Below are 23,151 nucleotides of genomic sequence, written 5' to 3' on the forward strand. Positions count from 1 at the left end.
TTTCCCCTTTTAAAGAATTGCAGATAGATTTTTTTCAACAACTTTTTCGTCATTGACACGTTCCACTTTTGCTCCAAGTTTTTGAAGTTTTTCATGGAATTTATAATAACCGCGGTCTAGATACTCTAGATGAGAGACACGAGTGATCCCTTCAGCACGTAAACCAACTAAAATCAATGCTGCAGCTGCACGTAAATCTGTTGCTTCGACAGCAGCTCCTTGTAAGCGTTGTGTCCCATTGATGATAGCAACATTTCCATCGATCTTCACGTCTGCATTCATACGTTGCATTTCTTCAAGATGTTGGAAACGATTTTCAAAAACAGTTTCAGTGATAACACTTGAGCCATCCGCTACCATTTGCATCGCTGTCATTTGTGCTTGCATATCTGTTGGGAAACCTGGATGAGGTAAAGTTTTAACATCAGTTGGTTTGATCACTTTAGGACCAACAACACGTAAACCGCCTCTTTCTTCACGAATCACAGCACCCATTTCAGTCAATTTAGAAATCAACGGACGGTTGTGTTCCGGAATAGCTTCTTCGATCAGTACATCCCCTTGTGTCATTGCCGCAGCTACCATGAAAGTACCTGCTTCAATACGGTCTTGGACGATCGAATGTTCAACAGCATGAAGTTTTTCAACGCCTTCGATACGCATCGTTTCAGTCCCAGCACCAATGATTTTCGCACCCATTTTATTAAGGACATTAGCTAAATCAACGATTTCAGGTTCTCTAGCCACGTTTTCGATGATCGTAGTACCTTTTGCTTTAACAGCCGCCATCATGATATTTTGTGTTGCACCAACACTTGGAAAATCTAAATAAATCGTGTTTCCTGTTAATTCTTCAGCAATGGCTTCAATATATCCATTTTTCTGGATGATCGTCGCACCCAATGCTTGAAATCCTTTTAAATGTAAATCAATTGGGCGTTTACCGATGGCACAGCCACCAGGCATTGCTACTTTAGCATGCCCATTACGAGCCAATAATGGCCCCATAACGACGATCGATGCTCTCATTTGGCTAACATATTCATAATTTGCTTCAATGCCTAACGGTTGAGTCGCATCTATTTTAACTTGGTTTAATTCTTCATTGAAATCAATATCTACATTTAAATGTTTAATTACTTGGTTCATTGTAAATACATCAGAAAGAATCGGTACATTATTTAATGTCGTTGTTCCTTCTTCTGCTAATAGGGTCGCTGCTAAAATAGGTAATACTGCATTTTTAGCCCCTTCGATCTTCACAGTTCCTTTTAATTGGTTACCACCATGAACAATAATTTGTTCCATTTTGTTCCCCCCAAAAAAATTAGAATTGGACGTCTCGATCCAAAATCTTTTCTATTATACCACTATTTTATAAAAAATAGTACCTTTTCTTTTCATTCTTCATTCTTATTGGAAAAATACTATGAATAAATTACGGCACAACGCAATAAATTCTAAGAAGAATGAACTGACTGTATAACCGATCACAATTGAAAATAACACAATCAGCAAACGCACCTGATTCGTCAAATGCGCTTTAAAAAACTGCTCGATCCGAATAGACTGCATTGCCCAAAAACTTACATAAATAAACAGCATGTGACAAATGATCCGAATCAACGCATCGATTCCATAAAATTGCATAATATACTCCTTAAATTAAAAGCGGAATGAGCCCGTTTAGTCTCGACTAGAAAATAGGAAAACATGACTGAGGCGCTTTTGGCCACATTCAGGTTTTATCTTTTTCTCGAGAGACTGGCTCATGCAGCTAGATAACGATAAAAGCGGAACAAATCGCTTAATCCTGTAGAAAATTAGGAAATTGACTTTGAGACGCTTTTTGTCTCACTGGCAATTTATCTATTTTCCTAAGGATTGATTTGTGCAGCTGGATAACAATAAAAGCGGAACAGGCTTGCCCAGCTCTGACAGAAAAATAGGAAATATTGATTGAGGCGCTCTCTGACTCACTCAATATTTATCTTTTTTCCGAAGAGCTAGCCTGTGTAGCTAGATAACAATAATGATCAACACTTTCTTACGAAAGTCTTGTACTGTTCATCATCAACTTAAATACTTTCGTTGTGATTCTCAGCAAAAGCGGAACAGTCTCATTCAGCTCTGACTGAAAAATAGAAAAACATGCCTGAGGCGCTTTTACCTCATTCAGGTTTTATCTCTTTCTCGAGAGATATCGAGCTTTTTCCCACAAAAAATGTTCATCACTAACTTTATTTTTTAATAATATGTATCTCTCTAACTAAGTAACATAAAACCAGTTTATCACAAATCAGCAAAAACAAAAAATAATGTTTCTTATTTTTTAATTAATTACTTTTTATCTCTCAAATCTATGTATACTTTTAAAACAAGAAAAAGTCTGAGACAAAACTAGAAAACAGTTTTATCCCAGACCTTTATTCTTAATGAAGAATATGCTATTACGTATGTTTAGATACATTGATCCGATTGATCGCTCGATGTAAAGCAACTGTTGCTCGGCGCAATTCATCTGTATTAGCATTTTCTTTCGCTTCTTGGATCATTCGTTCAGCACGCTGTTTTGCTCTCTCAGCACGGCTAACGTCAATGTCTCGTTCACGTTCCGCACTATCTGCGATGATCGAGATAACGTCATCACGAACTTCCATGATACCGCCATTTACTGCGATCCAATCGACGTGAGTGTCGGAATCTGTTCTTTTCACACGAACCTCATCTATCGCTAAAGGAACAATGATCGGCGCATGTTTTGGCAAAATACCGATCTCACCATCCGTCGTTTTAGCCACAACGATCGTTGCTCGGTGATCATAAACTAAACCATTAGGAGTAACCACATTTACAGTTAAACAGTCCATCTGTGTTCCCTCCTTCTAGTAATTCAACGTTTTCGCTTTTTCAATGACGTCTTCGATCTTGCCGACGCTACGGAATGCTTCTTCTGGTAGATCATCATATTTTCCATCAAGAATTTCTCTAAATCCTCTAACGGTTTCAGCAACTGGCACATAAGAACCTGGCTGACCAGTGAACTGTTCTGCTACATTGAAGTTTTGTGATAAGAAGAATTGAATTCGACGTGCGCGTCCTACCAAGATTTTTTCTTGATCAGATAATTCATCCATCCCTAAAATAGCGATGATATCTTGCAATTCACGATAACGTTGAAGCACATGCTGCACTTCTGTTGCAACTGCATAATGCTCTTCACCAACAACTTCCGGCGCTAAGGCACTCGATGAAGAAGCCAACGGATCAACCGCAGGGTAGATTCCTTGCTCCGTCAAACGACGTTCTAAGTTGGTTGTTGCATCCAAATGGGCGAAAGCAGTTGCTGGAGCCGGGTCAGTATAGTCATCGGCTGGCACATAAATCGCTTGGATAGATGTAATAGAACCCTTTTTAGTTGAGGTAATACGTTCTTGCAATTGACCCATTTCAGTAGCTAACGTTGGTTGATATCCTACAGCTGACGGCATCCGGCCTAACAAGGCAGACACTTCTGAACCCGCTTGTGTGAAACGGAAAATATTGTCGATAAACAACAATACGTCTTGTCCTTCCACGTCACGGAAATACTCAGCGATCGTTAAACCGGTCAGTGCTACACGCATCCGTGCACCTGGCGGCTCGTTCATTTGTCCAAACACCATCGCTGTTTTTTCAATAACACCGGAATCTTTCATCTCAAAATAAAGGTCGTTCCCTTCACGAGTTCGTTCACCTACACCCGTAAATACTGAAATACCGCCATGTTCTTGGGCAATATTGTGGATCAATTCTTGGATCAAGACGGTTTTACCTACTCCGGCACCCCCGAAAAGGCCAACTTTCCCCCCTTTTAAATAAGGAGCCAACAAATCGATTACTTTGATCCCAGTTTCCAAAATTTCATTACTTGTGCTAAGTTCATCAAAAGCAGGCGCTTTTTTATGAATACCGCTACGTTCTGCTTCTTCAGGGAATGGTGCTTCCAAATCTATAGTGTCACCTAACACATTAAACACACGTCCTAATGTTTCTTTTCCTACAGGAACTGAAATTGGTTTACCTGTGTCGATAACTTCCATTCCACGTTGCAGACCATCTGTTGATTCCATAGCGATCGAACGGATAACACCATCGCCCAATTCCAAAGCAACTTCTAATACAACTTTTTGTTTTTGTTCGCCGTTTTTATAAACGACTAATGCATTATTGATATCTGGTAAGGATTGATCTAGTGAAAATTCCACGTCGACAACGGGACCAATAACTTCAACAATCTTTCCTGAACTCATGTCTTTTCCTCCGTTTCGTTTATAGAGGTCATGAAACTATCACTTTGGCAAGAGCAGTTGGAGCACATGATAACTAGCCGCTTTTTGGCTATTTAGCTTATGTGAACTGTCGAAGCGCCTGATAGTTTTATACCGTTTATAGAGATAGTGTTTCATCCTACTTATTCTAGTGCTGCTGCACCAGCCACGATCTCTGTGATTTCTTGAGTGATTGCTCCTTGTCGAGCTCGGTTATATGAAATCGTTAAATCACTAATAATATTTTGAGCATTATCCGTTGCCGTTTTCATAGCAGTCATACCAGCAGCATGTTCAGCTGTTTTGGCATCGATAATGGCTCCATAAATCAAGCTTTCCGCATATTGAGGCAATAAATTATCAAGGATCGCTTCTTTTGAAGGTTCCAATATATATTCTTGCTCATAAGTTGTTGCTTCTTCCGGATCTAAATCTGAAATCGGCAGCATCTTTTCTACTCGAAATTGGCTTGTCAGTGAATTGATATGGTGATTATAACAAACATATAATTCATCAAAAACTTCGTTTTCATACATTGATGTTGCTGCTGAAACGATTTTTCTGACCTCATCAAATGTTGGTTGATCAGTCAGTCCGCGCAATTCATACGCAACATTGATGCCGCGAGCCTTGAAAAAATCAGCTCCAGTTCCGCCAATTGCGATCAAAACAAATTCTTCTTGTGAGTCGTGATCATCACTCATCATTTTCATCGTTTGTTTTAAGATCGAACTATTATAACCACCAACTAATCCTTTATCAGAGGTGATAACGATGTAGCCAGTCTTTTTCACTGGACGTGCTTTTAACATCGCATGATAGTTCAGATCCGAAGAATCTTCAGAATCAAAGTTGTCTAGATCATCAAGGTCATTCAACTGTGATGCAACAAGATGAGTAACGATCGAACGGATTTTGGACGCATATTCTTGAAAGCTTCTAGAAGCCGCTTCTGATTTCGTCAGCTTTGCTCCTGAAACCATCTGCATCGCATTTGTGATTTGACTGGTTTTTTTAGTAGAAGCTATGCGTTGTTTGATTTCATTTAATGAAGCACCCATTTCCTGTCACCTCTCTTATGCGTTTTGAATGGATTCAAGGGTATCTTTTGCTGTTGAACCCTCAGAATTAGCAGCGCTGAAGATTTCTTTGTATTCATTTATTGCAGCATCTAAATCTTTTGACTCTGGAAGGTCTTTGGTTGTTCGAATGGTTTCAAAAATTTCTGGATGTTTACCATCTAAATAATCAAATAATTCTGATTCAAAATCTAAGATTTTTGCAACACTGATACTATCTAAAAATCCGCGAGTCAGCGCGTATAAAATCACGACTTGTTTTTCCACTGCTAATGGTGCATGTAATTTTTGCTTCAAGATTTCGACTGTTCGACGGCCACGGTTTAATTTTGCTTGTGTCGCCGCGTCTAAATCAGAACCAAATTGAGTAAAGGCTTCTAACTCACGATAGCTGGCTAAATCTAAACGAAGTGTTCCGGCAACTTTTTTCATTGCTTTGATTTGTGCTGAACCACCAACACGTGAAACGGAAAGACCCGCATCTACGGCTGGACGAGTCCCAGCATAGAACAAATCGCTTTCTAAGAAGATTTGACCATCTGTGATCGAAATTACGTTTGTTGGAATATAAGCAGAGATATCTCCCGCTTGTGTTTCTACAAACGGTAAAGCGGTCATTGAACCGCCGCCTAATTCATCACTTAATTTAGCTGCACGTTCTAATAAACGTGAATGTAGGTAGAAAACATCCCCAGGATAAGCTTCCCGACCTGGCGGACGGCGTAATAGTAAAGAAAGTTCACGGTAAGCAACAGCTTGTTTAGATAAATCATCAAAAATGATCAACACATGCTTGCCGTTGTACATAAACTCTTCACCCATAGCAGCACCTGCATAAGGCGCAATATATAATAATGGTGCTGGTTGAGAAGCACCTGCAGTGACAACGATCGTATAATCAAGTGCACCAAATTTTCTCAAGGTTTCGACTTGGTTACGAACTGTAGATTCTTTTTGACCGATCGCAACATAGATACAGATAACATCTTGCCCTTTTTGGTTGATGATCGTATCGATCGCAATCGATGTTTTCCCAGTTTTACGGTCACCAATGACTAACTCACGCTGACCGCGGCCGATCGGTACAAGCGCATCGATCGCTTTTAGTCCTGTCTGCATTGGTTCATTAACGGATTTTCTTTGCATAACGCCTGGAGCTGCTGCTTCAACAGGACGTGTTTTATCTGTTTTGATTTCACCCAGCCCATCGATCGGCTGACCTAAAGGATTAACGACACGACCGATCATTGCTTCTCCAACAGGAACTTCCATGATTTTTCCAGTACGTGTTACTTTATCCCCTTCACGAATGGTTTCAAAATCACCTAGAATAATGATACCGACATCATTTGTTTCCAAGTTTTGCGCCATTCCATATGAGCCATTGGAAAATTCAACTAATTCTCCGCTCATCGCATTTTCTAAGCCGTGTGCACGGGCGATCCCATCACCGACATATGTGACAGTCCCAACTTCTTCAACTGCTAATTCTTGTTGATAATTCTTGATTTGTTCCTTAATCAAGGCACTGATTTCTTCTGCTTTGATAGCCATTCAATTCACCTCTTTATTGTGCTGAACGTTATTTTACTAACAATTCTTGGATTCGTTCTAGTTGTTTTTGGATACTGCCGTCTATTACTTTATGATTCGCTTCGATCACGACACCGCCAATGATTGCCGGCTCGATCAGATTGATCAGATTTGCTTGTTCGTAGCCTAAAAGTGCTGCGGCTTTTTCTTCCATCCGTTGATGTTGTTCTTTTGATAAAGGAACAGCCGTTAACACGGTTCCAAGTAAAAGACTCTTATGCTCATCATATCTACGTTCATACTCATCGATCATCAATAACAGATCATTCATACGTGAGTAATTATAAACCACGTACAAAAAGTTTTTCATTGTCCCATCAAATCCGCGGATCAACTGATTCATGATCTCATCTTTTTCATAAGGTTCAAGACGAGCATCGCTTAAAATCTCACCTAAATCAGGAACTTCATGGAAAATTTCCCTTAACGTTAGTAAATCATGATAAACATCATCGGCTTCTTGCTTTTCAATTGCCAACTCGAACAAAGCTTTGCCGTAACGTTTACCTACTGTATATTTATCTAACTTCATCTGACTTACCTAAGCCTTCAATATAGGAATCGATCAATGCTTCATGAGCATCTGGCGTCAATTCTCTATTTAAAATTTTCTCTGCAATTTGTAAAGATAGGCTCGCTACTTCATCCTTTACAGAAGCTAACGCTTCATCATGTTCTTGAGAAATATCTTGACGTGCTTTTTCTCTTAAACGTGAGACTTCATTATTGGTTTCTGTTAAGATTTTTTGGCGGTTCTGATCTCCACTCTCTTTCGCATCTTTGATGATTTCTGCTGCTTCGGATTTAGAAGAAAGTAATTTTGCATGACGTTCTTCTTCCATCTTAGCTGCTGCTAGTCGAGATTGTTCTGCAGAATCTAAATCGTTGGCAATTTTATCTTCACGTTTTTTCAACATTTCGGTGATTGCTTCCCAGGCAAACTTCTTGATCAGAAGCATCAAAATAAGGAAAGCACCACTTACGACGATCATGGTTCCAAGTGTTGTACTCGGGGTCGCTTCGCCGATAACTAAATGGTTCAGCATGAAGTATCAACTTCCTTTCTCTGCAATTCTCGGTGGTGATTGTGTTTTACTTTAAACTGACTTGCACTTTACCTAAAACACATTTTATTGAATTTTATTAATAGCTCATTTGTACTTTTGTTATTAATAAATAGTTATTATCGTTTTATTCGTCAGCTGCTTAGTCCCATACTTTTTATTTGTTCGTAGTTCTAAGCTTTCTGATTCCTAATTGTATCTTGGAAAACGGTAGGTGAATTCTAGTGAGGCTACTTTGCTTACCAAGGACAACTCAACAATAGTTTTGATTTAGCAATCGCTGTGAGTCCTAGTTTGGTGACTTCGCTTACCTTCGTTCGCCAAGTGCTGCTCATCATCTGTCCTGTCTGCTAAAGCAACCAATCACAGTGATTCAGTAGTTTGGTGACTTCGCTCACTTTCGTTCGCCAAGTACTGCTCAACATCTGTTCTGTCTGCTAAAGCAACCAATTACAGTGATTCAGTAGTTTGGTGACTTCGCTCACTTTCGCTCGCCAAGTACTGCTCATCATCTGTTCTGTCTGCTAAAGCAGCCAGTCACAGTGTTTCGCAGCAAAGAAAGCAGCACGCATTCTCTCAAACTTTGTGCGCCCTGCCTTCTAAGAAATTATTTGAACACTAATAACAATGCAATAACTACACCTAGAATTGGAACCGCCTCGATTAAAGCTACCCCGATAAACATTGTTGTTCTTAATTGGCCAGCCATTTCTGGTTGGCGTGTCATTGATTCAAGTGTTTTAGAGATAACCTTTCCGTTACCATATGCTGCCCCGATTGCTGCTCCGAAAACTGCGATTGCAGCTGCGATATAATTTAATCCATCCATGTTGTTTTCCTCCTAAAAATGATTGTTTTTATTATTTATTCTTCGACTTCAACTTTATGAGCCATGTAAACCATTGATAATGTAACAAAGATAAATGCTTGGATCGCTCCGATAAATATTGAGAATGCCAGCCAGATCATCTCTAGCGGTATCGCTAAGGGAATTGCCCACAGACCTGTACTTGAAACAATACTTGCGATCAATCCCAGTAAAACCTCTCCGGCAAAAATATTACCGTATAGACGTAATGCCAATGTTAATAAGTTCGTAAATTCTTCCATGATCTTGATCGGCATCAAAAATGCTACTGGACTCAAAAAGCTATTTTTAAAATAACCTTTCAATCCAAATCGACTCACACTAAAGAAATGAGTCAATACGATCATGATCAATGCTAAGGTCAAGGTAACTAATGGATCGGCCGTTGGGCTCTTCCAATACGTATAATCACCAATCACAACTTTTGTCACCAGGCCAATAATATTGGCAACCAAGACAAACATAAACATTGTAAATGAAAGTAGGTGAAAATTCGATACTTCTTTACTTGGCATATTGTCGGTAATGATCCCCCGAACAAAATCAATGAGATACTCAATCACATTTTGCTTGCCTTTTGGTTTCATTTGAAGGTTTCTTGTGCAGAAATAAACGATCCCAAAGACAATGACACATGTCAACAGTACCATTAAACAAATGGTGCCATCAAACCAAATCGGCCCAATTTTGAAGAGTAGTGTCTTCTCTTCCAACTTATTTCACCTCTTTTCCAACAAACTTATAAGAAGCGTCCTTTGCTTCTCTTTTTTAATCACACGTATCATACCACCATCAATGAATAATATCAAAAAAAATCTATGAAAATAAGACACTTCTTTTGATCTGACAAAAGATTAAAAGAATAGGGTCCTAATGGTATCTGACGGCATGAAGACGAGTTACTGAAAAAACGATGAAAACTCATCAGTGCCCTTACACTCTATCAAATTTTCCGCATAAGATAAAGCAAAGAAATGAAATATGCGAAAAAGAATAAAATAACCACTTAAAAGCACTTTTTCTATCAAAAAACAACAAAAAATTTAATCATTTATCGCAAATTATTTTTTAATGTACGATCGATTTCCCGATTGATTTCTTTGCGTTTTAAGTCTTCTCGTTTGTCATATTGCTTTTTCCCTTTAGCAAGTCCGATCAAGACTTTCGCATAGCCGTTTCGAATGTAAACTTTCAATGGAATGATTGTGATTCCAGTGTTTTTCGTTTCCGTCGTCAATTTCGCGATTTGCTTTTTATGCAATAATAGTTTTCTCGTGCGCAAAGGATCGTGATTAAAGATATTTCCCTGCTCATAAGGACTGATATGCACATTGAGTAAATAAGCTTCGCCATTTCTGATACGTACGAAACCATCTTTCAAATTGATGCGGCTATTGCGGATCGACTTGATTTCGGTTCCTTGTAAAACCATTCCTGCTTCCATTGTATCAACAACAGTATAGTCATGCCTAGCTTTTCGATTTTGGGCAATCAATTTGCCTTCTCCTTTTGGCATAGCTGTACCTCCAATTTCTTATTTTTTCTTCGCTTTTTTGCCTTTACCTTTTTTCTTAGCAACTTCTTTATAAAAAGGTTTCTTACCTTTTTTCTTGTTTTTCTTTTGGGTAAATGGTTTCTTATCACGACCACGCTCGCGATCTTTACGATCATCATGTCGTTTACGACCATCTTGCCGTTTCTTTTGTTTAGGTGCTTCCAGTCTCTCGACTTCTTCTGCTTCTAAGAATTCAAAATCGATCTCACGTGTTTCCGGATCGGCCTTTTCTACTCTAACCTTAACTTTTTGACCGATCTTCAAGGTCATACCTGTCCGTTCACCAACCAGCGCCATGTGGTTTTCGATATAATGGAAATAATCTTGTTTCAAATTGTTGACGTGAATCAAGCCTTCGATCGTATTTGGTAATTCAACGAAGAAACCAAAGCGAGCGACTGAACTGATGATCCCTTGATATTCTTCACCGATCTTATCTGCCATAAATTCAGCTTTCTTCATTGCATCGACTTCGCGTTCCGCTTCAACTGCGCGTCGCTCCATCTTTGAACTATGGTCTGCGATATCAGGTAAATGTTGTTCCCATTTTTCTTTTAGTTTTTCAGAAACATTTCCTTCATAGCTGCGGATCAAACGATGGACGATCAAATCTGGATATCGTCTGATCGGTGACGTAAAATGCGTATAGTATTCGGCTGCTAGACCATAGTGTCCATAATTATCCTCAGAGTAACGTGCTTGCTGCATACTGCGCAACAGCATTGTATTGATAACTGCTTCTTCGGGTTTATCTGCTACTTGCTCTAATACTCTTTGAAGATCCTTTGGTGTGATATCTGTTTTTGTTCCCTTGACTAAAATTCCTAAAACTGCTGCAAAATCGAAGAATCGCTGCATCTTTTCTTCTTTCGGCTGTTCGTGGATCCGATAAATAAATGGTAATTTAAGATCATGGTAGTGCTTCGCCACTGTTTCATTAGCAGCCAGCATGAAGGACTCGATCAAACGCTCACCAATACCACGTGTTCGCAATAAGATGTCTTGTGGATGCCCCTTGGCGTCAACCAATACCTTAGCTTCACGATCTTCAAATGAAATCGCTCCTCGCGTCTCCCGCATTTGTTCAAGTATTTGGTGAAGTTCACCCATTTCCTTAAACATAGGAACTAACTCTTTGTAGCGCTCCATTGTTTCAGGATTTTGTTCCTCTAGAATCTCATTGACTGCTGTATAGGTCATTCGCTCGGCAGTTTGAATCACACTTTGGAAAATATCATGTTTGACTACATGACCTTCCGGCGTGATCTCCATTTCACAGCTCATCGTTAGACGAGGAACATGTGGATTCAATGAACAAATACCATTTGATAATCGCTGAGGAATCATCGGTACTACACGATCTGTCAAATAAACACTTGTTCCACGTTCATAGGCTTCAATATCAAGTTCGCTGCCTTCTGTTACATAATAAGAGACATCAGCGATATGAACACCTAAGAAATAATTCCCGTTTTCTAATTTTTGAACAGTGACCGCATCATCTAAATCTTTTGCATCTTCTCCATCGATCGTTACGATCAATTGATCACGCAAATCTCTGCGTCCCTTTATATCATCCTCTGAAATAGCATCTGGTACTTTATCTGCTTCGTCAATGACAGGATCTGGAAAGCTTGTTGGAATTCCATGGGCAACAACGATCGATAAAATATCCATGCCTGGATCGTTTTTATGTCCAACGACTTTTTTGACCAATCCTTCCAAACTTCTTGGGTATTCTTTCTCAGGATAATGTGTCACTTCGACGATCACAATGCTGCCGTCGACTGGTTTGATTCCTTGGGCTGCAATATTGAAGGTTAGTCCTGCCATCTTTTTATCCTTTGGCACTGCATAACCATACAGATCGGTTTCACTGACTTCTTTGTCATCATAAGCGATAAATTCGCCTACGACTTGAGTGATCGCTCTTGTTTTGATCTCGACGATTTTGCCTTCTGCTCCGCGATCAGAAAAAGGATCAGCAGTTTGAACAATATCGATCGCTACAGTGTCCCCATCCATTGCAAAATTGACTGCTTCTTTTGGGATATAGACATCCGCTTCCTCCGGATCGATCGTCACAAAACCAAAGCCGCGTTCATTCGCACGAAAAACGCCTTCGACTGTTATATCCTTTTGCGGCAACTTGATTTTGCCTTTTTTAGTAAATTCTACGGATTTTTCCCGTTCCATTGCTGCGACTGTTTGAACCAGCAGTTTAAAATCTGCACTTTTTTGCAGCTTAAGTCCCTCCGCAATTTCTTCCATAGAAAAGCTTTTCTTACTATGATTTTCCATGAAAAACAGGATATTCTCCTTGATTGTTTGTTTTGTCATTCGTTCTCCTCATTCCAAGACAGTGTGTTTAAAAATGCTGCCACGTCTTGTTCTAATTGTTTATGTTCTGGTCCAACTGTTACAGCATGTCCACCGTTTGGATACCAGTTTAATGTAAATCGTGTTTGTGTGAGTGCTTCAGCACTTTGATAGACACCTGTTGCATCAATCATTTCATCATTACCAGCTTGAGCCATAAAAAATGGCACCTCTACTTGATTCAATTTTTCAGCTGTTTTAGTGGAAAACTGTTCAATATCTGCTAGCTGTTTGTGAGAGTCAGCCTTGATGTTGGTTAAGCGGTCGATGCGCTCATCTTCTGGAATACCAGCAATGCTCAATACTTGCTCCGCATACAAAGCAAAATTTTCAGGTACATTGTTTTTGACTGGAAAAATCGGTGAGCAGAAAAATCCTCCGCCGATCACACCTTCTAATTGATCTGCTAATGCTGCTGTTGCGAAAATCCCGCCCATTGAAAGGCCAAAAACAGCGATTTGCGCATAGCCTTTTTCTTTTAAAAATTGAAGAGCATTTATTGTGTCCTGCTGCCAGTCTGCTGTTGTTTTTTCCAAAATATTTTCCGGATCAAACGTTGCATGACCGGAAAAATTTGGTGAGTACACCGTGTAGTTTTCTTTTTCTAAATAGCGACTAAGCATACGCATGTCATTGCTGCTTCCTGAATATGCGTGCAGTAAAAGAACTGCACGAGGACCATTTTCGGTAAATAATGGTTTAGGTAGTTTTGTTATTTTCATTCTATGATTCACCTCATCCTCATTTTAGCACATTATCGGCTGAAAACCTTATGAAAAGAAAGGTCGCTGACTTTTTTCCTTTGCTTTTTGAGGAAATAAAAAAGTCCCTCAGTAAATGAGGGACTTCAAAGGTCTTACTTTGATGATAATAATACTAAGACAAATAATAGTAACATCCAAACAGCGCCAATCACTGCTGTTGCTCTTTGCATCACAGCTTCAAAACCACGAGCTTTTTGTTTGCCGAAAAGTTTATCTGCTCCACCTGTAAAGGCACTTGCTGCGCTATTTTGTTTGCTTGGCTGCATCATTACAGCAATGACCATCACTACTGACAAAATGACTACAAGTGTTAAAATAAAATTATACATAGTTTAATTCTCCCTTATTCACAAAATACATCTACTATACTTTAGCATAATTCTTTTTTAAATACTAGTTAAAATTGAAAAATCCTCTGTCTTTTTGTCGGAAAAAAGTCTAGGAGACCACTCATTAAGTCGCATCCTAAACTTTTAATTGATGGATTCTAAACATCAGAAGAATCTCTATTTTTATTACGCTCTTAAAACATCTTTATATTCCGGCTTTGTATCAAATTCTTTTTTTGCGAATGGACATAACGGAATAATTTTTTTCCCTTCTCGACGGGCTTTTTCCACCCCTTGATAAACTAATTTTTCAGCAAGTTTTTGACCTCTGTACGCTGGATCAACAAATGTATGGTCAATGATCATCATTTCAGTGCCTGCATCTGACCAAGTCATTTCGCCAATTTCTTGGTTTTCATCATTATATAAAGCAAAACGCCCTGTTTCTTCTTTGATTTCCATTCTTATTTTCCTTCCTTTCGAATATACTTTAATGCCCCGCTCGGACATGTATCGATTACCCGAATATCGTCTTCTACGCCGCCATTATCTGCGATGATCCAAGGACGACGTCCTACTTCAAATACATCAGGATTGCCCCGCACACAATTACCGATGTGAGCACAAATATCCTTGCTATAGTATATATCTAATTTTTCTCCCGAGTATTTACGATACCCTTGGTCTAAAAGCATCTCCTCTGTTACATTTTTTCCATCGATTTTACTGCCGTCCATCGTTTTTCCTCCTCATCTAACAAGCATTACTAAAATTTGATACATGTTTTTTAGCCTCTTGTTACTGAAATTAGATAACACGCTTTATCTATAGCTACATTTTAACAACTTAAAACCAGCAAGGCAACTAATCGTTCCTGCATCAATCATTTCTAGCCCGTAGTGAAGAAAGGATCGACACAGTATCTACCACTTCCTGCAACACTGCCCCAAATAAAGCTGGAATCACTCCTGTACTAGCGATCAGCATCAAAATAGTACAAATAGCAATACCGATCAATACAGATTGCTTAGCAATTTTCATCGTATCTTTTGAGATTTTAACAGCTTTACTGACCTTTTCTAAGTCATCTTTTAAAATAACCGCATCTGCCGTCTCACTTGCAGCACTTGACCCATGAGCACCCATCGCGATTCCGATATCTGCAACAGCCAAAGAAGGTGCATCATTGACACCATCACCTACCATGATTACTGGACGACTTGATTCTGGCAATTTTTTCAACACGTCTATTTTATCTTGAGGCAAACACTCTGAGTGAACTTCTGTAATGCCGACTTCTGACGCGATCTCTTCGGCAATTTTCTGATGATCTCCAGTCAACATCAATAAATGACTGATTTGAAGCTTTCGAAGTTGGCTCATCGTTTGCTTAGCTTCTGGTCTAACACTATCAGTGAAAGTGATATATCCTAAATAGTGGCCATTCATAGAAACATAGATAGCTGTTTGCTCTGGAATATCTTCTATTGTATCTTTTGAAACGAACGTTGGCTTACCGACAAGAATCGTGTTTCCTTCAATAATCGCTTTCACACCAGCACCAGTTGTTTCCTCAAGGCTCGAAACCTTTTTCAAGCTATGACTTTTTGATGCGTAATTGACAAGCGACCGTGCTAAAATATGACCTGATTCTTGTTCAGCACTCGCTGCTAAAACAAGTAACTCATCCTCAGCAATAGACCCTAAAGCAACAACTTGTGCGACAGAAAGTTCTCCTTTGGTGATCGTACCAGTCTTATCAAAAGCGATTGCCCTTGCATCGGCTATTTTTTCTATAGAAGTTCCAGTTTTTATAACGATCCCATTCCTGCTTGAACGGTTCATGCCGGCAACTAAAGCAATCGGAGCCGCTAAAATCAACGGACAAGGTGAAGCAACAACTAACACTTCTGCAAATCTAGTTGGGTCCTTTGAAAAAAACCAGGCAGCTCCAGCAATCACATAAGCGGCGATCGTAAAAGGTACAGCATAGCGGTCAGCCATGCGAACAAAATGTGCAGGCTGCGTTTGGGACTCTTTAACCAGTTTCACAATCATTTGATATTGACTATCTGCGGCTGTCTTTTCTGCTTGGATCGTCAAAGAACTTTCTCCATTGATAGAACCCGACATCACAGAATCTCCAAGATTTTTGTTTACCGGACGTGATTCACCGGTCAAAGATGCTTCGTCCACCGCAGACTTGCCTCTCAAAATTTTGCCATCGACTGGTATGATTTCTCCTGGTTTCACGACTAGCTCATCACCAATTTTGATTTGCTCGACACGAATATCAGATAAGGAATCATCTAACAGTAGATGAGCTATTTGAGGAGAATGATCTAGAAGCGACTTCAATTCTTTATTCGCACGCTTTGCTGCATAGTCTTCCAAAGAATCACCACCGGTCAACATGATCAGAATCATCAAGCTTGCCCAATACTCACCGACGGCCAATGTGGCAACAATTGCTGTGATTGCTAATATATCCACTCCATAGCGCCCTGACTTTAGTGTACGGATCATCTCTACCAGCATTGAAAACGCCATAATCGAACCCGTTATTAAAATAATACCAAATGCAAATGAAGGTTGATGAAGAATAAATTCAAATAATAAAGCTAGTATTCCTGTGCTGATCGTGATCAGTAATTTTGTCAAATGTTTCATCGTAGCCACGCCTTTCACAAAAGATCTCTTTTAGTCAAGAATACCCTCAAAGAACAATAGAACAAAACCAAAAGGCTTAAATGAAAATGATTGTCATTCTTTATTAAAAACAGCCAAAAAAATAACCTGGACATTTTACTCGCCCAGGCCATTTTCAGCTTAAATCACACGTTTTTTCTTTTTGATCTTTCTATTTTCTTTTCTCTTTTCCACTTCGTAAACCACTCTAGTCATCACCAATGAAATGTAATTGAAGATGGAACGGCTACCTAAAACAAGTGGTAAGTAGAAGAACACGTTCCTTGTGAATAAGGAGGTCAGCATGAAAAATTCTCCGAAAATCAAGAAGCAGACTAAGAATGCTGCAATCAGCAATCCAATCATGATTTTCTTTTTCAAATCTAAAGGCCTTGCTGTTCTGAAAAGCACTTGAAAGCCAACACATCCAGTTAAAAGAACACACATCGTAGAAACTTCTTGATGTGGCAACCCAAACCAAATTCCAGCCAATTGTAAAATCAAAATATTAAAAACAACTGTCAAAGCTCCCGGCACCGAAATTCTAAGGATATTGGTCAAAAAATGACCTTTGATCCGCTGATAATTTGGCTCCAGCGCTAAAATAAATGATGGAATACCAACAGTTAACGTATTGATCGGTGTTAACTGTAACGGAGCAAATGGATACGGCAATAATAAGAAAATAAACGTCACTGCAAGAATGGCAGAATAGATCGTTTTGACCATATACATCGATGCCACACGTTCAATATTATTGATGACACGACGGCCTTCATTCAATACTTGGATCATAGAACTAAAGTCTGAATTCAGTAACACGACATCTGACACAGCTCTAGCTGCATCGCTTCCGCTAGCCATTGCCACGCTAACATCTGCTTCCCTCAATGAAAGAATATCATTTACGCCATCACCTGTCATACACGTCGTATGACCATTTTCTTTTAAAGCCTGGATCAGTTCCCTTTTTTGATATGGTGTTACTCGACCAAATACTGTCGTTTTTTCAACCAGCTCATTAAAATTTTCAGAATCAGATACTTTACTCATATCAACAAAGTGTTCAGCTCCTGCAATTCCAGCTTGTTTGGCAATCTGAGAAACTGTGATTGGATTGTCACCAGAAATAACTTTTAGAGTAACATCCTGTTTTGCAAAATAAGAGAATGTATCTGCAGCATTTTCTCGTAATGTATCTGCGATAATAAAGATAGCTACCGTTTCTTTTTCATTTGGCAGGATCGGACCCGTTAACTCTTCATCAGAATGAATCAAAATCAACACTCGATCGCCTTGCTCATTATAAGGCGCAAGTCTTTCACGAAGTTCATTCGGTAGCTCCGAATAAATGAATTCAGGAGCGCCCATTACAAAAGTCCCTTTTTCATTAAATGTAATGCCACTCCACTTTCGATCAGAAGAAAACGGCATGACTTTTTTTACTGTCCATTCTGCTTGTTGCTGAGGAAATCTTTTTCTCAGTACTTTTGCAGTTGCATTTTGATCGGACAGACCCGCCATCATCTCGCTCATCGCGCGCTCGATCTCACTCGAAGGAAAACCCGCTAACGGAATCAGCTCCTTGAATGTTAATGTTCCATCGGTGATCGTCCCTGTTTTATCCAAACAAATCGTGTCGACACGTGCTAGTGTTTCGATACATGCTAAGCGCTGAATCAGCGTTTGCTTCCGCGCCAAATTTGCTGCACCTACGGCAAATGCCACACTAGTCAAAAGCATCAATCCTTCTGGTATCATGCTGATCAATGCACCGGATACGCCTAAGACTGTTTTAGGAAATGAGTGTGTTGATTGATATTGAGACCAAAATAGCAATACTCCAATAGGCACGATCGCAAAAGTCAGTCCTTTAATCAAAAGGTTTAACGAATTCATAAGCTCTGATGTTGATTTTTTCTCTGTTTTTGCTTCTTTAGACAACTTGGAAACAAAATTATCTTCACCCACAGCTGTGATTTTGACAAAACCTAAACCAGAAGTGATAAAGCTCCCGCTCATGATTTTATCTCCATTACCTTTCAGGATCTTATCAGACTCTCCAGTTAACAGCGATTCGTCAACCTCCATACCTTCTCCATGAAGAACGATGCCGTCAGATGGCACTTGATTTCCTAATGTCAAAACGAGCACATCACCTAAAACAATGTCATCTTGAAAAATCTTTTTCAATTGCCCTTGTCTTAGCGCTAAAACCTCTGTTTTATTGACGATCGATAGCTTGTCGATCGTTCGTTTCGCATGAATTTCCTGAAAAACACCAATTGCTGTATTGATGATGATAATCCAGAAAAAAAGCGCATTTTTAGGATATCCTACAGCAAAAACAGCGATTGCCAGAAATAAATTAATGAAATTAAATAATGTCAATGAATTATCCAAAATGATCTGTTTCGTTGTTCTGGATAGATCTTCTGTTTCCTTATTGTATTTTCCTTCAGCATAGAGTGCTTCGACTTCTTGGTCGGATAGCCCTTTGATCGTCTCTGGAATCCTTATATCTTCAGTAGCTATTCCTTGTTGTTTTTCTTCTGATGAAAAAAACGTTTCATTATCGATATCTCTTTTTTTCTTAAACAATTTTTTCATAGTTCACCCAATTCACTTTCCTCTGATGTTTATACTTAATTAATTGTAGAATACTTTTATCATAATTACTGGCTATAGCTTTAAGTTTACACTTTTTTTAATCAATTGAACAAGAATGGCCCTTTCTTTCTCTATTCAAAGTGTATTTAACATCATTTTCTTGGATCGTCATTGCTAATTCCAGATAGAAAGAATTTTTCCAGCTCCCACTATTTATCTCATTTCTTGTTATTAATAAATAGAAACTAAAAAAAGCCTCACTCTATTGGCAGTGAAACTTTTTACGGATTACTTAATTCGCATGGTTATCTATCGTGATAAATATTCTGAACCTAAATACTTTCAGAAATCAAGAATACTAATGATCATTGGTCTATTGCCATAACAAGATAGAAACTTCGATAAATCGAGCTTTCTATTTTTCTCGTTTCAGCGGGACACTTTTGTAGAAAGTGCCATAATACGTTATAAGATAGCTACTTTTTGAGATTTAGGGTTAATCTACTTCAGATGCCTTGATTAAAATATCTGTAAATGTTTTTCTCTCTATAGTTTTTGATAAAAGTAAAATCAGATGTCCTTCAATGGAGAAAAACGTTGGAGTACTAAGATCTCATTTCCCGGAATCTTTAACATAAAAATAAGGAGAATGCATGAGAAGTTTCTACTCAAAAAATTGAGATAATATATAAACATAAAGGAGAAACGTCTAGCTCTAAACAGAGCTAGACTTGAAGATCCCTAGTCGATCATTGGACAAAGTACTATTTCAATCCACTAGCTCTAAACAGAGCTAGACAAAAAGTGGAATCATTGGAGCTGATCAGTAATGATATTTCAATCCACTAGCTCTAAACAGAGCTAGACTCTTAAAACAATGTTGATTGTGATGAGTGGTGCAGAATTTCAATCCACTAGCTCTAAACAGAGCTAGACATAAACACCGTCCTTTTAATGTACCATTATTATACATTTCAATCCACTAGCTCTAAACAGAGCTAGACGTTATAGAGCGTTTAACAGACAAATCTAAGAAGGAATTTCAATCCACTAGCTCTAAACAGAGCTAGACACGAAGGAAAAAGAGGAGCAGCGCAGCACGTTTATTTCAATCCACTAGCTCTAAACAGAGCTAGACATCGAGAGCAATTTGTTCCGGCAATTCAATAAATATTTCAATCCACTAGCTCTAAACAGAGCTAGACTTTCTACTGAATCCCAACTGTTTTATTGGGTCAATTTCAATCCACTAGCTCTAAACAGAGCTAGACTATGATCTTTTTGATATGATCGTTACTGGTAATAATATTTCAATCCACTAGCTCTAAACAGAGCTAGACTGTGAATAAAGCAGAAATACATTACATATCCGCTATTATTCACCTTAAATTCTCCTCTCACATTAAATTCCCATGAGAAAAAGAGCAATTACAACCCATTTATCTCGATTTTTTGGTGCGAATCGCTCAGTGATTTCATGTGCACTTATGATTCGCACCAAACACGAAACAAACTACAATGTACTATTATTTCCAAAAATCATCAAAAATCGTAATTGGCATATGGCGTTTGTGTTGCGTTTTTTTATACCAGTTCTCGATCGTCTCTTTAGCTTTTGCAGAAACCTCTTTGCCTTCCACATAATCATCAATGTCATCGTAAGTCACACCTAAAGCGACTTCATCCGCTACTAACGGCTTATCGTCTTCTAGATCTGCAGTTGGGATTTTTAAATAAAGTTCTGCTGGCGCACCTAATTCTTTCAACAGAGCTTTGCCTTGTCGCTTGTTCAAACGGAACAATGGTAAGATATCTGCTCCACCATCACCATATTTCGTGTAAAAACCAGTAATATTTTCTGCAGCATGATCTGTTCCTATTACAGCACCTGATTTTTCACCTGCAATAGCGTATTGTACGATCATCCGTTGCCGAGCTTTCATATTGCCTTTGTTGAAATCACTTATTGAAACACCCGTCTCACTCAGTGAAACCACGCTCGCATCAATCGCCGGTTTGATATCTACTCGCAAGGAAATATCTGGTTTGATAAAATCCAACGCCTTTTTGGCATCTGCTTCATCTGCCTGTTCGCCATATGGTAAGCGAACGGCAATAAATTGATAAGAATCATCTTTGGTTTCTATGCGCATTTCTTCCATTGTAAGCTGTGCCAATCTTCCGGCCAAGCTTGAGTCTTGACCACCGCTGATTCCTAACACCAGTGTTTTTAAAAATGGGTACTTATATAAATAGCTTTTCATAAAATCGATACTCTTACGAATTTCTTCTTTAGGATCGATTTGAGATTTTGCACCTAATTCTTCGATGATCGTTTTTTGCAAAGAATCCATGAAACATTCCTCCAATTTATTTATTTTCTGTTAGTGCCTTTACATCAACACGGACTTTTTCAAGTAGACGCATTTTATGATTCCAGCATTCTGTCGATAGATCTACTGGATATTTTTGCGGATTAAGATCTCGTTTGTACTCTTCCCATAATGAATCGAGATTTTCTTTGGCGTAATGTTTGATTTCTTCCAATTTCGGCAGTTCATACACTCTTTTTCCTTCAACAAAAATATCCTGCAAGACTGCTCTTGCTTCAAAATTTCTAACTGTCTTGTTGATAAATGTATGCACTGGATGGAACATGTAAATTTCTTCCTGTTCACGCGGATCTTCGTCCCATAAAGTGACATAGTCGCCTTCAGACTTTTTATCTGACTTACGTGTGATTCGCCACACTTGTTTTTTCCCTGGCGTAGTCACTTTTTCCGCATTGCTTGAAAGCTTGATCGTGTCTTTCATCTTGCCATCTTCATCTTCGATCGACACTAACTTGAACACCGCTCCTAATGCAGGCTGGTCGTACGCCGTGATCAGCTTAGTTCCAACACCCCAAACATCGATCTTAGCTTTTTGCATTTTTAAACTCAAAATCGTATTTTCATCCAGATCATTTGAAGCGTAAATTTTTGCTTCGTGGAAGCCAGCTTCATCTAACTGCTCACGTACACGTTTAGAAATATAGGCCATATCCCCACTATCCAAACGAACACCAAGAAAATTGATTTTATCACCCATCTCACGTGCTACACGAATCGCACTTGGCACGCCTGACTTCAAGGTATCATACGTATCAACTAAAAAGACACAATCTTTGTGGGTTTGAGCATAAGCCATGAACGCATCGTAATCATTACCATAGGACTGAACAAGTGAATGGGCATGTGTTCCACTCACAGGGATACCGAAAATTTTGCCTGCGCGCACGTTGCTCGTAGCATCTGCACCACCGATAAATGCCGCACGTGTTCCCCAAATAGCCGCATCCAACTCTTGTGCTCGACGTGTCCCAAATTCCATCAACGGATCATCACCAATCACTGACTTGATTCGAGCTGCTTTTGTGGCGATCAATGTTTGAAAATTGACCATATTTAATAAAGCTGTTTCGATCAACTGACACTGAGCTAATGGTCCTTCAACCTGGATCAAAGGTTCGTTATTGAACACTAGATCGCCTTCCAAAGCGGAACGGACCGTACATTTAAATTCAAATTCTTTTAAGTAGGTCAGAAAATCTTCTGGATAATCCTCTACTTCTCTAAGATACGCAATATCCGTGTCAGAAAATGTTAGATTCTCTAAATAATCGACTAGTCGCTCTAATCCGGCAAAAATTGCATAGCCATGGTTAAACGGCATTTCTCGAAAATAACATTCAAAAACAGAATGGATATCTGCACGTCCTAACTTCCAATATGTTTGCATCATATTGATTTGATATAAATCAGTATGTAACGTTAAACTATCATCTTTATAAACTCGCTTCATCTCACCATGCCATCCTTTACTTTTTATAAAACATTATCCTTTATTATAACAAAACTTCATTATTTCAAC

At 38.9% G+C, this 23,151-nt stretch carries 20 protein-coding genes and 1 CRISPR repeat array; all 20 genes read right to left on the reverse strand.

Annotated elements, in window-relative coordinates; all coding sequences use genetic code 11:
* Positions 1-9: 9 nt before the first annotated feature.
* Positions 10-1,308 carry a UDP-N-acetylglucosamine 1-carboxyvinyltransferase gene (murA, locus tag H3T55_RS00440; RefSeq protein ID WP_087639750.1) on the reverse strand — a complete coding sequence of 433 codons (1,299 nt, stop codon included), beginning with the start codon at positions 1,306-1,308 and terminating at the stop codon, positions 10-12.
* A 105-nt stretch (positions 1,309-1,413) separates the two neighbouring features.
* Positions 1,414-1,650 (reverse strand): DUF1146 family protein, encoded by a 237-nt coding sequence (locus tag H3T55_RS00445; protein WP_087639749.1) that lies wholly within the window; start codon positions 1,648-1,650, stop codon positions 1,414-1,416.
* 800 nt (positions 1,651-2,450) lie between these two features.
* Complete coding sequence (locus tag H3T55_RS00450) at positions 2,451-2,870, reverse strand: F0F1 ATP synthase subunit epsilon (protein WP_087639748.1); 420 nt, start codon at positions 2,868-2,870, stop codon at positions 2,451-2,453.
* A 15-nt stretch (positions 2,871-2,885) separates the two neighbouring features.
* On the reverse strand, positions 2,886-4,292 hold the full coding sequence (atpD, locus tag H3T55_RS00455) for a F0F1 ATP synthase subunit beta (RefSeq protein ID WP_087639747.1): 1,407 nt from the start codon (positions 4,290-4,292) through the stop codon (positions 2,886-2,888).
* A 161-nt stretch (positions 4,293-4,453) separates the two neighbouring features.
* Positions 4,454-5,371 (reverse strand): F0F1 ATP synthase subunit gamma, encoded by a 918-nt coding sequence (locus H3T55_RS00460; RefSeq protein WP_087639746.1) that lies wholly within the window; start codon positions 5,369-5,371, stop codon positions 4,454-4,456.
* A 15-nt stretch (positions 5,372-5,386) separates the two neighbouring features.
* Positions 5,387-6,943: a F0F1 ATP synthase subunit alpha gene (gene atpA, locus H3T55_RS00465; RefSeq protein ID WP_225533157.1), complete on the reverse strand. Its 1,557-nt coding sequence runs from the start codon at positions 6,941-6,943 to the stop codon at positions 5,387-5,389.
* Between the two features lie 28 nt (positions 6,944-6,971).
* On the reverse strand, positions 6,972-7,514 hold the full coding sequence (gene atpH, locus H3T55_RS00470; protein ID WP_087639744.1) for an ATP synthase F1 subunit delta: 543 nt from the start codon (positions 7,512-7,514) through the stop codon (positions 6,972-6,974).
* Positions 7,501-8,028 carry a F0F1 ATP synthase subunit B gene (gene atpF, locus H3T55_RS00475; RefSeq protein WP_087639743.1) on the reverse strand — a complete coding sequence of 176 codons (528 nt, stop codon included), beginning with the start codon at positions 8,026-8,028 and terminating at the stop codon, positions 7,501-7,503. The genes atpH and atpF overlap by 14 nt, the downstream gene beginning before the upstream one ends.
* Before the next feature lie 625 nt (positions 8,029-8,653).
* A complete protein-coding gene (gene atpE / locus H3T55_RS00480; protein WP_086331600.1) occupies positions 8,654-8,875 on the reverse strand; it encodes a F0F1 ATP synthase subunit C in 222 nt (73 codons plus the stop codon).
* A 35-nt stretch (positions 8,876-8,910) separates the two neighbouring features.
* Entirely contained in the window at positions 8,911-9,627 is a 717-nt protein-coding gene (gene atpB, locus H3T55_RS00485) for a F0F1 ATP synthase subunit A (RefSeq protein WP_069664116.1), read from the reverse strand.
* A gap of 338 nt (positions 9,628-9,965) precedes the next feature.
* Complete coding sequence (smpB, locus tag H3T55_RS00490) at positions 9,966-10,430, reverse strand: SsrA-binding protein SmpB (protein ID WP_087639742.1); 465 nt, start codon at positions 10,428-10,430, stop codon at positions 9,966-9,968.
* An 18-nt stretch (positions 10,431-10,448) separates the two neighbouring features.
* Positions 10,449-12,809: a ribonuclease R gene (gene rnr / locus H3T55_RS00495; protein WP_225533156.1), complete on the reverse strand. Its 2,361-nt coding sequence runs from the start codon at positions 12,807-12,809 to the stop codon at positions 10,449-10,451.
* Positions 12,806-13,570: an alpha/beta hydrolase gene (locus H3T55_RS00500; protein WP_225533155.1), complete on the reverse strand. Its 765-nt coding sequence runs from the start codon at positions 13,568-13,570 to the stop codon at positions 12,806-12,808. Before H3T55_RS00500 ends, rnr begins: the two co-directional genes overlap by 4 nt.
* 134 nt (positions 13,571-13,704) lie before the next feature.
* Positions 13,705-13,941, reverse strand: a complete 237-nt coding sequence (gene secG / locus H3T55_RS00505; protein WP_087639739.1) for a preprotein translocase subunit SecG — start codon at positions 13,939-13,941, stop codon at positions 13,705-13,707.
* Between the two features lie 186 nt (positions 13,942-14,127).
* Positions 14,128-14,403, reverse strand: coding sequence for a GNAT family N-acetyltransferase (locus H3T55_RS00510; protein ID WP_087639738.1), 276 nt, complete (start codon positions 14,401-14,403; stop codon positions 14,128-14,130).
* Positions 14,404-14,405: 2 nt separating this feature from the next.
* A complete protein-coding gene (locus tag H3T55_RS00515) occupies positions 14,406-14,678 on the reverse strand; it encodes a (4Fe-4S)-binding protein (RefSeq protein ID WP_225533154.1) in 273 nt (90 codons plus the stop codon).
* A 142-nt stretch (positions 14,679-14,820) separates the two neighbouring features.
* Positions 14,821-16,611, reverse strand: a complete 1,791-nt coding sequence (locus tag H3T55_RS00520; RefSeq protein WP_225533153.1) for a heavy metal translocating P-type ATPase — start codon at positions 16,609-16,611, stop codon at positions 14,821-14,823.
* A 159-nt stretch (positions 16,612-16,770) separates the two neighbouring features.
* The gene (locus tag H3T55_RS00525; RefSeq protein ID WP_225533152.1) at positions 16,771-19,239 is read right to left on the reverse strand and encodes a cation-translocating P-type ATPase; all 2,469 of its coding nucleotides are present in this window, start codon (positions 19,237-19,239) and stop codon (positions 16,771-16,773) included.
* Positions 19,240-20,005: 766 nt separating this feature from the next.
* A CRISPR array of direct repeats spans positions 20,006-20,579; the repeat unit is 33 nt; unit sequence ATTTCAATCCACTAGCTCTAAACAGAGCTAGAC.
* A 186-nt stretch (positions 20,580-20,765) separates the two neighbouring features.
* Positions 20,766-21,593 (reverse strand): ammonia-dependent NAD(+) synthetase, encoded by an 828-nt coding sequence (gene nadE, locus H3T55_RS00530; protein WP_225533151.1) that lies wholly within the window; start codon positions 21,591-21,593, stop codon positions 20,766-20,768.
* A gap of 16 nt (positions 21,594-21,609) precedes the next feature.
* The gene (locus H3T55_RS00535) at positions 21,610-23,082 is read right to left on the reverse strand and encodes a nicotinate phosphoribosyltransferase (protein ID WP_225533150.1); all 1,473 of its coding nucleotides are present in this window, start codon (positions 23,080-23,082) and stop codon (positions 21,610-21,612) included.
* Between the last annotated feature and the right edge of the window lie 69 nt (positions 23,083-23,151).

Source organism: Enterococcus sp. S22(2020), from assembly GCF_020295385.1.
Taxonomy (GTDB): domain Bacteria; phylum Bacillota; class Bacilli; order Lactobacillales; family Enterococcaceae; genus Enterococcus_L; species Enterococcus_L dunnyi.

What these genes read in the sequence shown, in the direction of transcription:
- murA (WP_087639750.1), bottom strand. Translation starts at nt 1,308, where the DNA reads ATGGAACAAATTATTGTTCATGGTGGTAACCAATTAAAAGGAACTGTG.
- H3T55_RS00445 (WP_087639749.1), bottom strand. Translation starts at nt 1,650, where the DNA reads ATGCAATTTTATGGAATCGATGCGTTGATTCGGATCATTTGTCACATG.
- H3T55_RS00450 (WP_087639748.1), bottom strand. Translation starts at nt 2,870, where the DNA reads ATGGACTGTTTAACTGTAAATGTGGTTACTCCTAATGGTTTAGTTTAT.
- atpD (WP_087639747.1), bottom strand. Translation starts at nt 4,292, where the DNA reads ATGAGTTCAGGAAAGATTGTTGAAGTTATTGGTCCCGTTGTCGACGTG.
- H3T55_RS00460 (WP_087639746.1), bottom strand. Translation starts at nt 5,371, where the DNA reads ATGGGTGCTTCATTAAATGAAATCAAACAACGCATAGCTTCTACTAAA.
- atpA (WP_225533157.1), bottom strand. Translation starts at nt 6,943, where the DNA reads ATGGCTATCAAAGCAGAAGAAATCAGTGCCTTGATTAAGGAACAAATC.
- atpH (WP_087639744.1), bottom strand. Translation starts at nt 7,514, where the DNA reads ATGAAGTTAGATAAATATACAGTAGGTAAACGTTACGGCAAAGCTTTG.
- atpF (WP_087639743.1), bottom strand. Translation starts at nt 8,028, where the DNA reads ATGCTGAACCATTTAGTTATCGGCGAAGCGACCCCGAGTACAACACTT.
- atpE (WP_086331600.1), bottom strand. Translation starts at nt 8,875, where the DNA reads ATGGATGGATTAAATTATATCGCAGCTGCAATCGCAGTTTTCGGAGCA.
- smpB (WP_087639742.1), bottom strand. Translation starts at nt 10,430, where the DNA reads ATGCCAAAAGGAGAAGGCAAATTGATTGCCCAAAATCGAAAAGCTAGG.
- rnr (WP_225533156.1), bottom strand. Translation starts at nt 12,809, where the DNA reads ATGACAAAACAAACAATCAAGGAGAATATCCTGTTTTTCATGGAAAAT.
- H3T55_RS00500 (WP_225533155.1), bottom strand. Translation starts at nt 13,570, where the DNA reads ATGAAAATAACAAAACTACCTAAACCATTATTTACCGAAAATGGTCCT.
- secG (WP_087639739.1), bottom strand. Translation starts at nt 13,941, where the DNA reads ATGTATAATTTTATTTTAACACTTGTAGTCATTTTGTCAGTAGTGATG.
- H3T55_RS00510 (WP_087639738.1), bottom strand. Translation starts at nt 14,403, where the DNA reads ATGGAAATCAAAGAAGAAACAGGGCGTTTTGCTTTATATAATGATGAA.
- H3T55_RS00515 (WP_225533154.1), bottom strand. Translation starts at nt 14,678, where the DNA reads ATGGACGGCAGTAAAATCGATGGAAAAAATGTAACAGAGGAGATGCTT.
- H3T55_RS00520 (WP_225533153.1), bottom strand. Translation starts at nt 16,611, where the DNA reads ATGAAACATTTGACAAAATTACTGATCACGATCAGCACAGGAATACTA.
- H3T55_RS00525 (WP_225533152.1), bottom strand. Translation starts at nt 19,239, where the DNA reads ATGAAAAAATTGTTTAAGAAAAAAAGAGATATCGATAATGAAACGTTT.
- nadE (WP_225533151.1), bottom strand. Translation starts at nt 21,593, where the DNA reads ATGGATTCTTTGCAAAAAACGATCATCGAAGAATTAGGTGCAAAATCT.
- H3T55_RS00535 (WP_225533150.1), bottom strand. Translation starts at nt 23,082, where the DNA reads ATGAAGCGAGTTTATAAAGATGATAGTTTAACGTTACATACTGATTTA.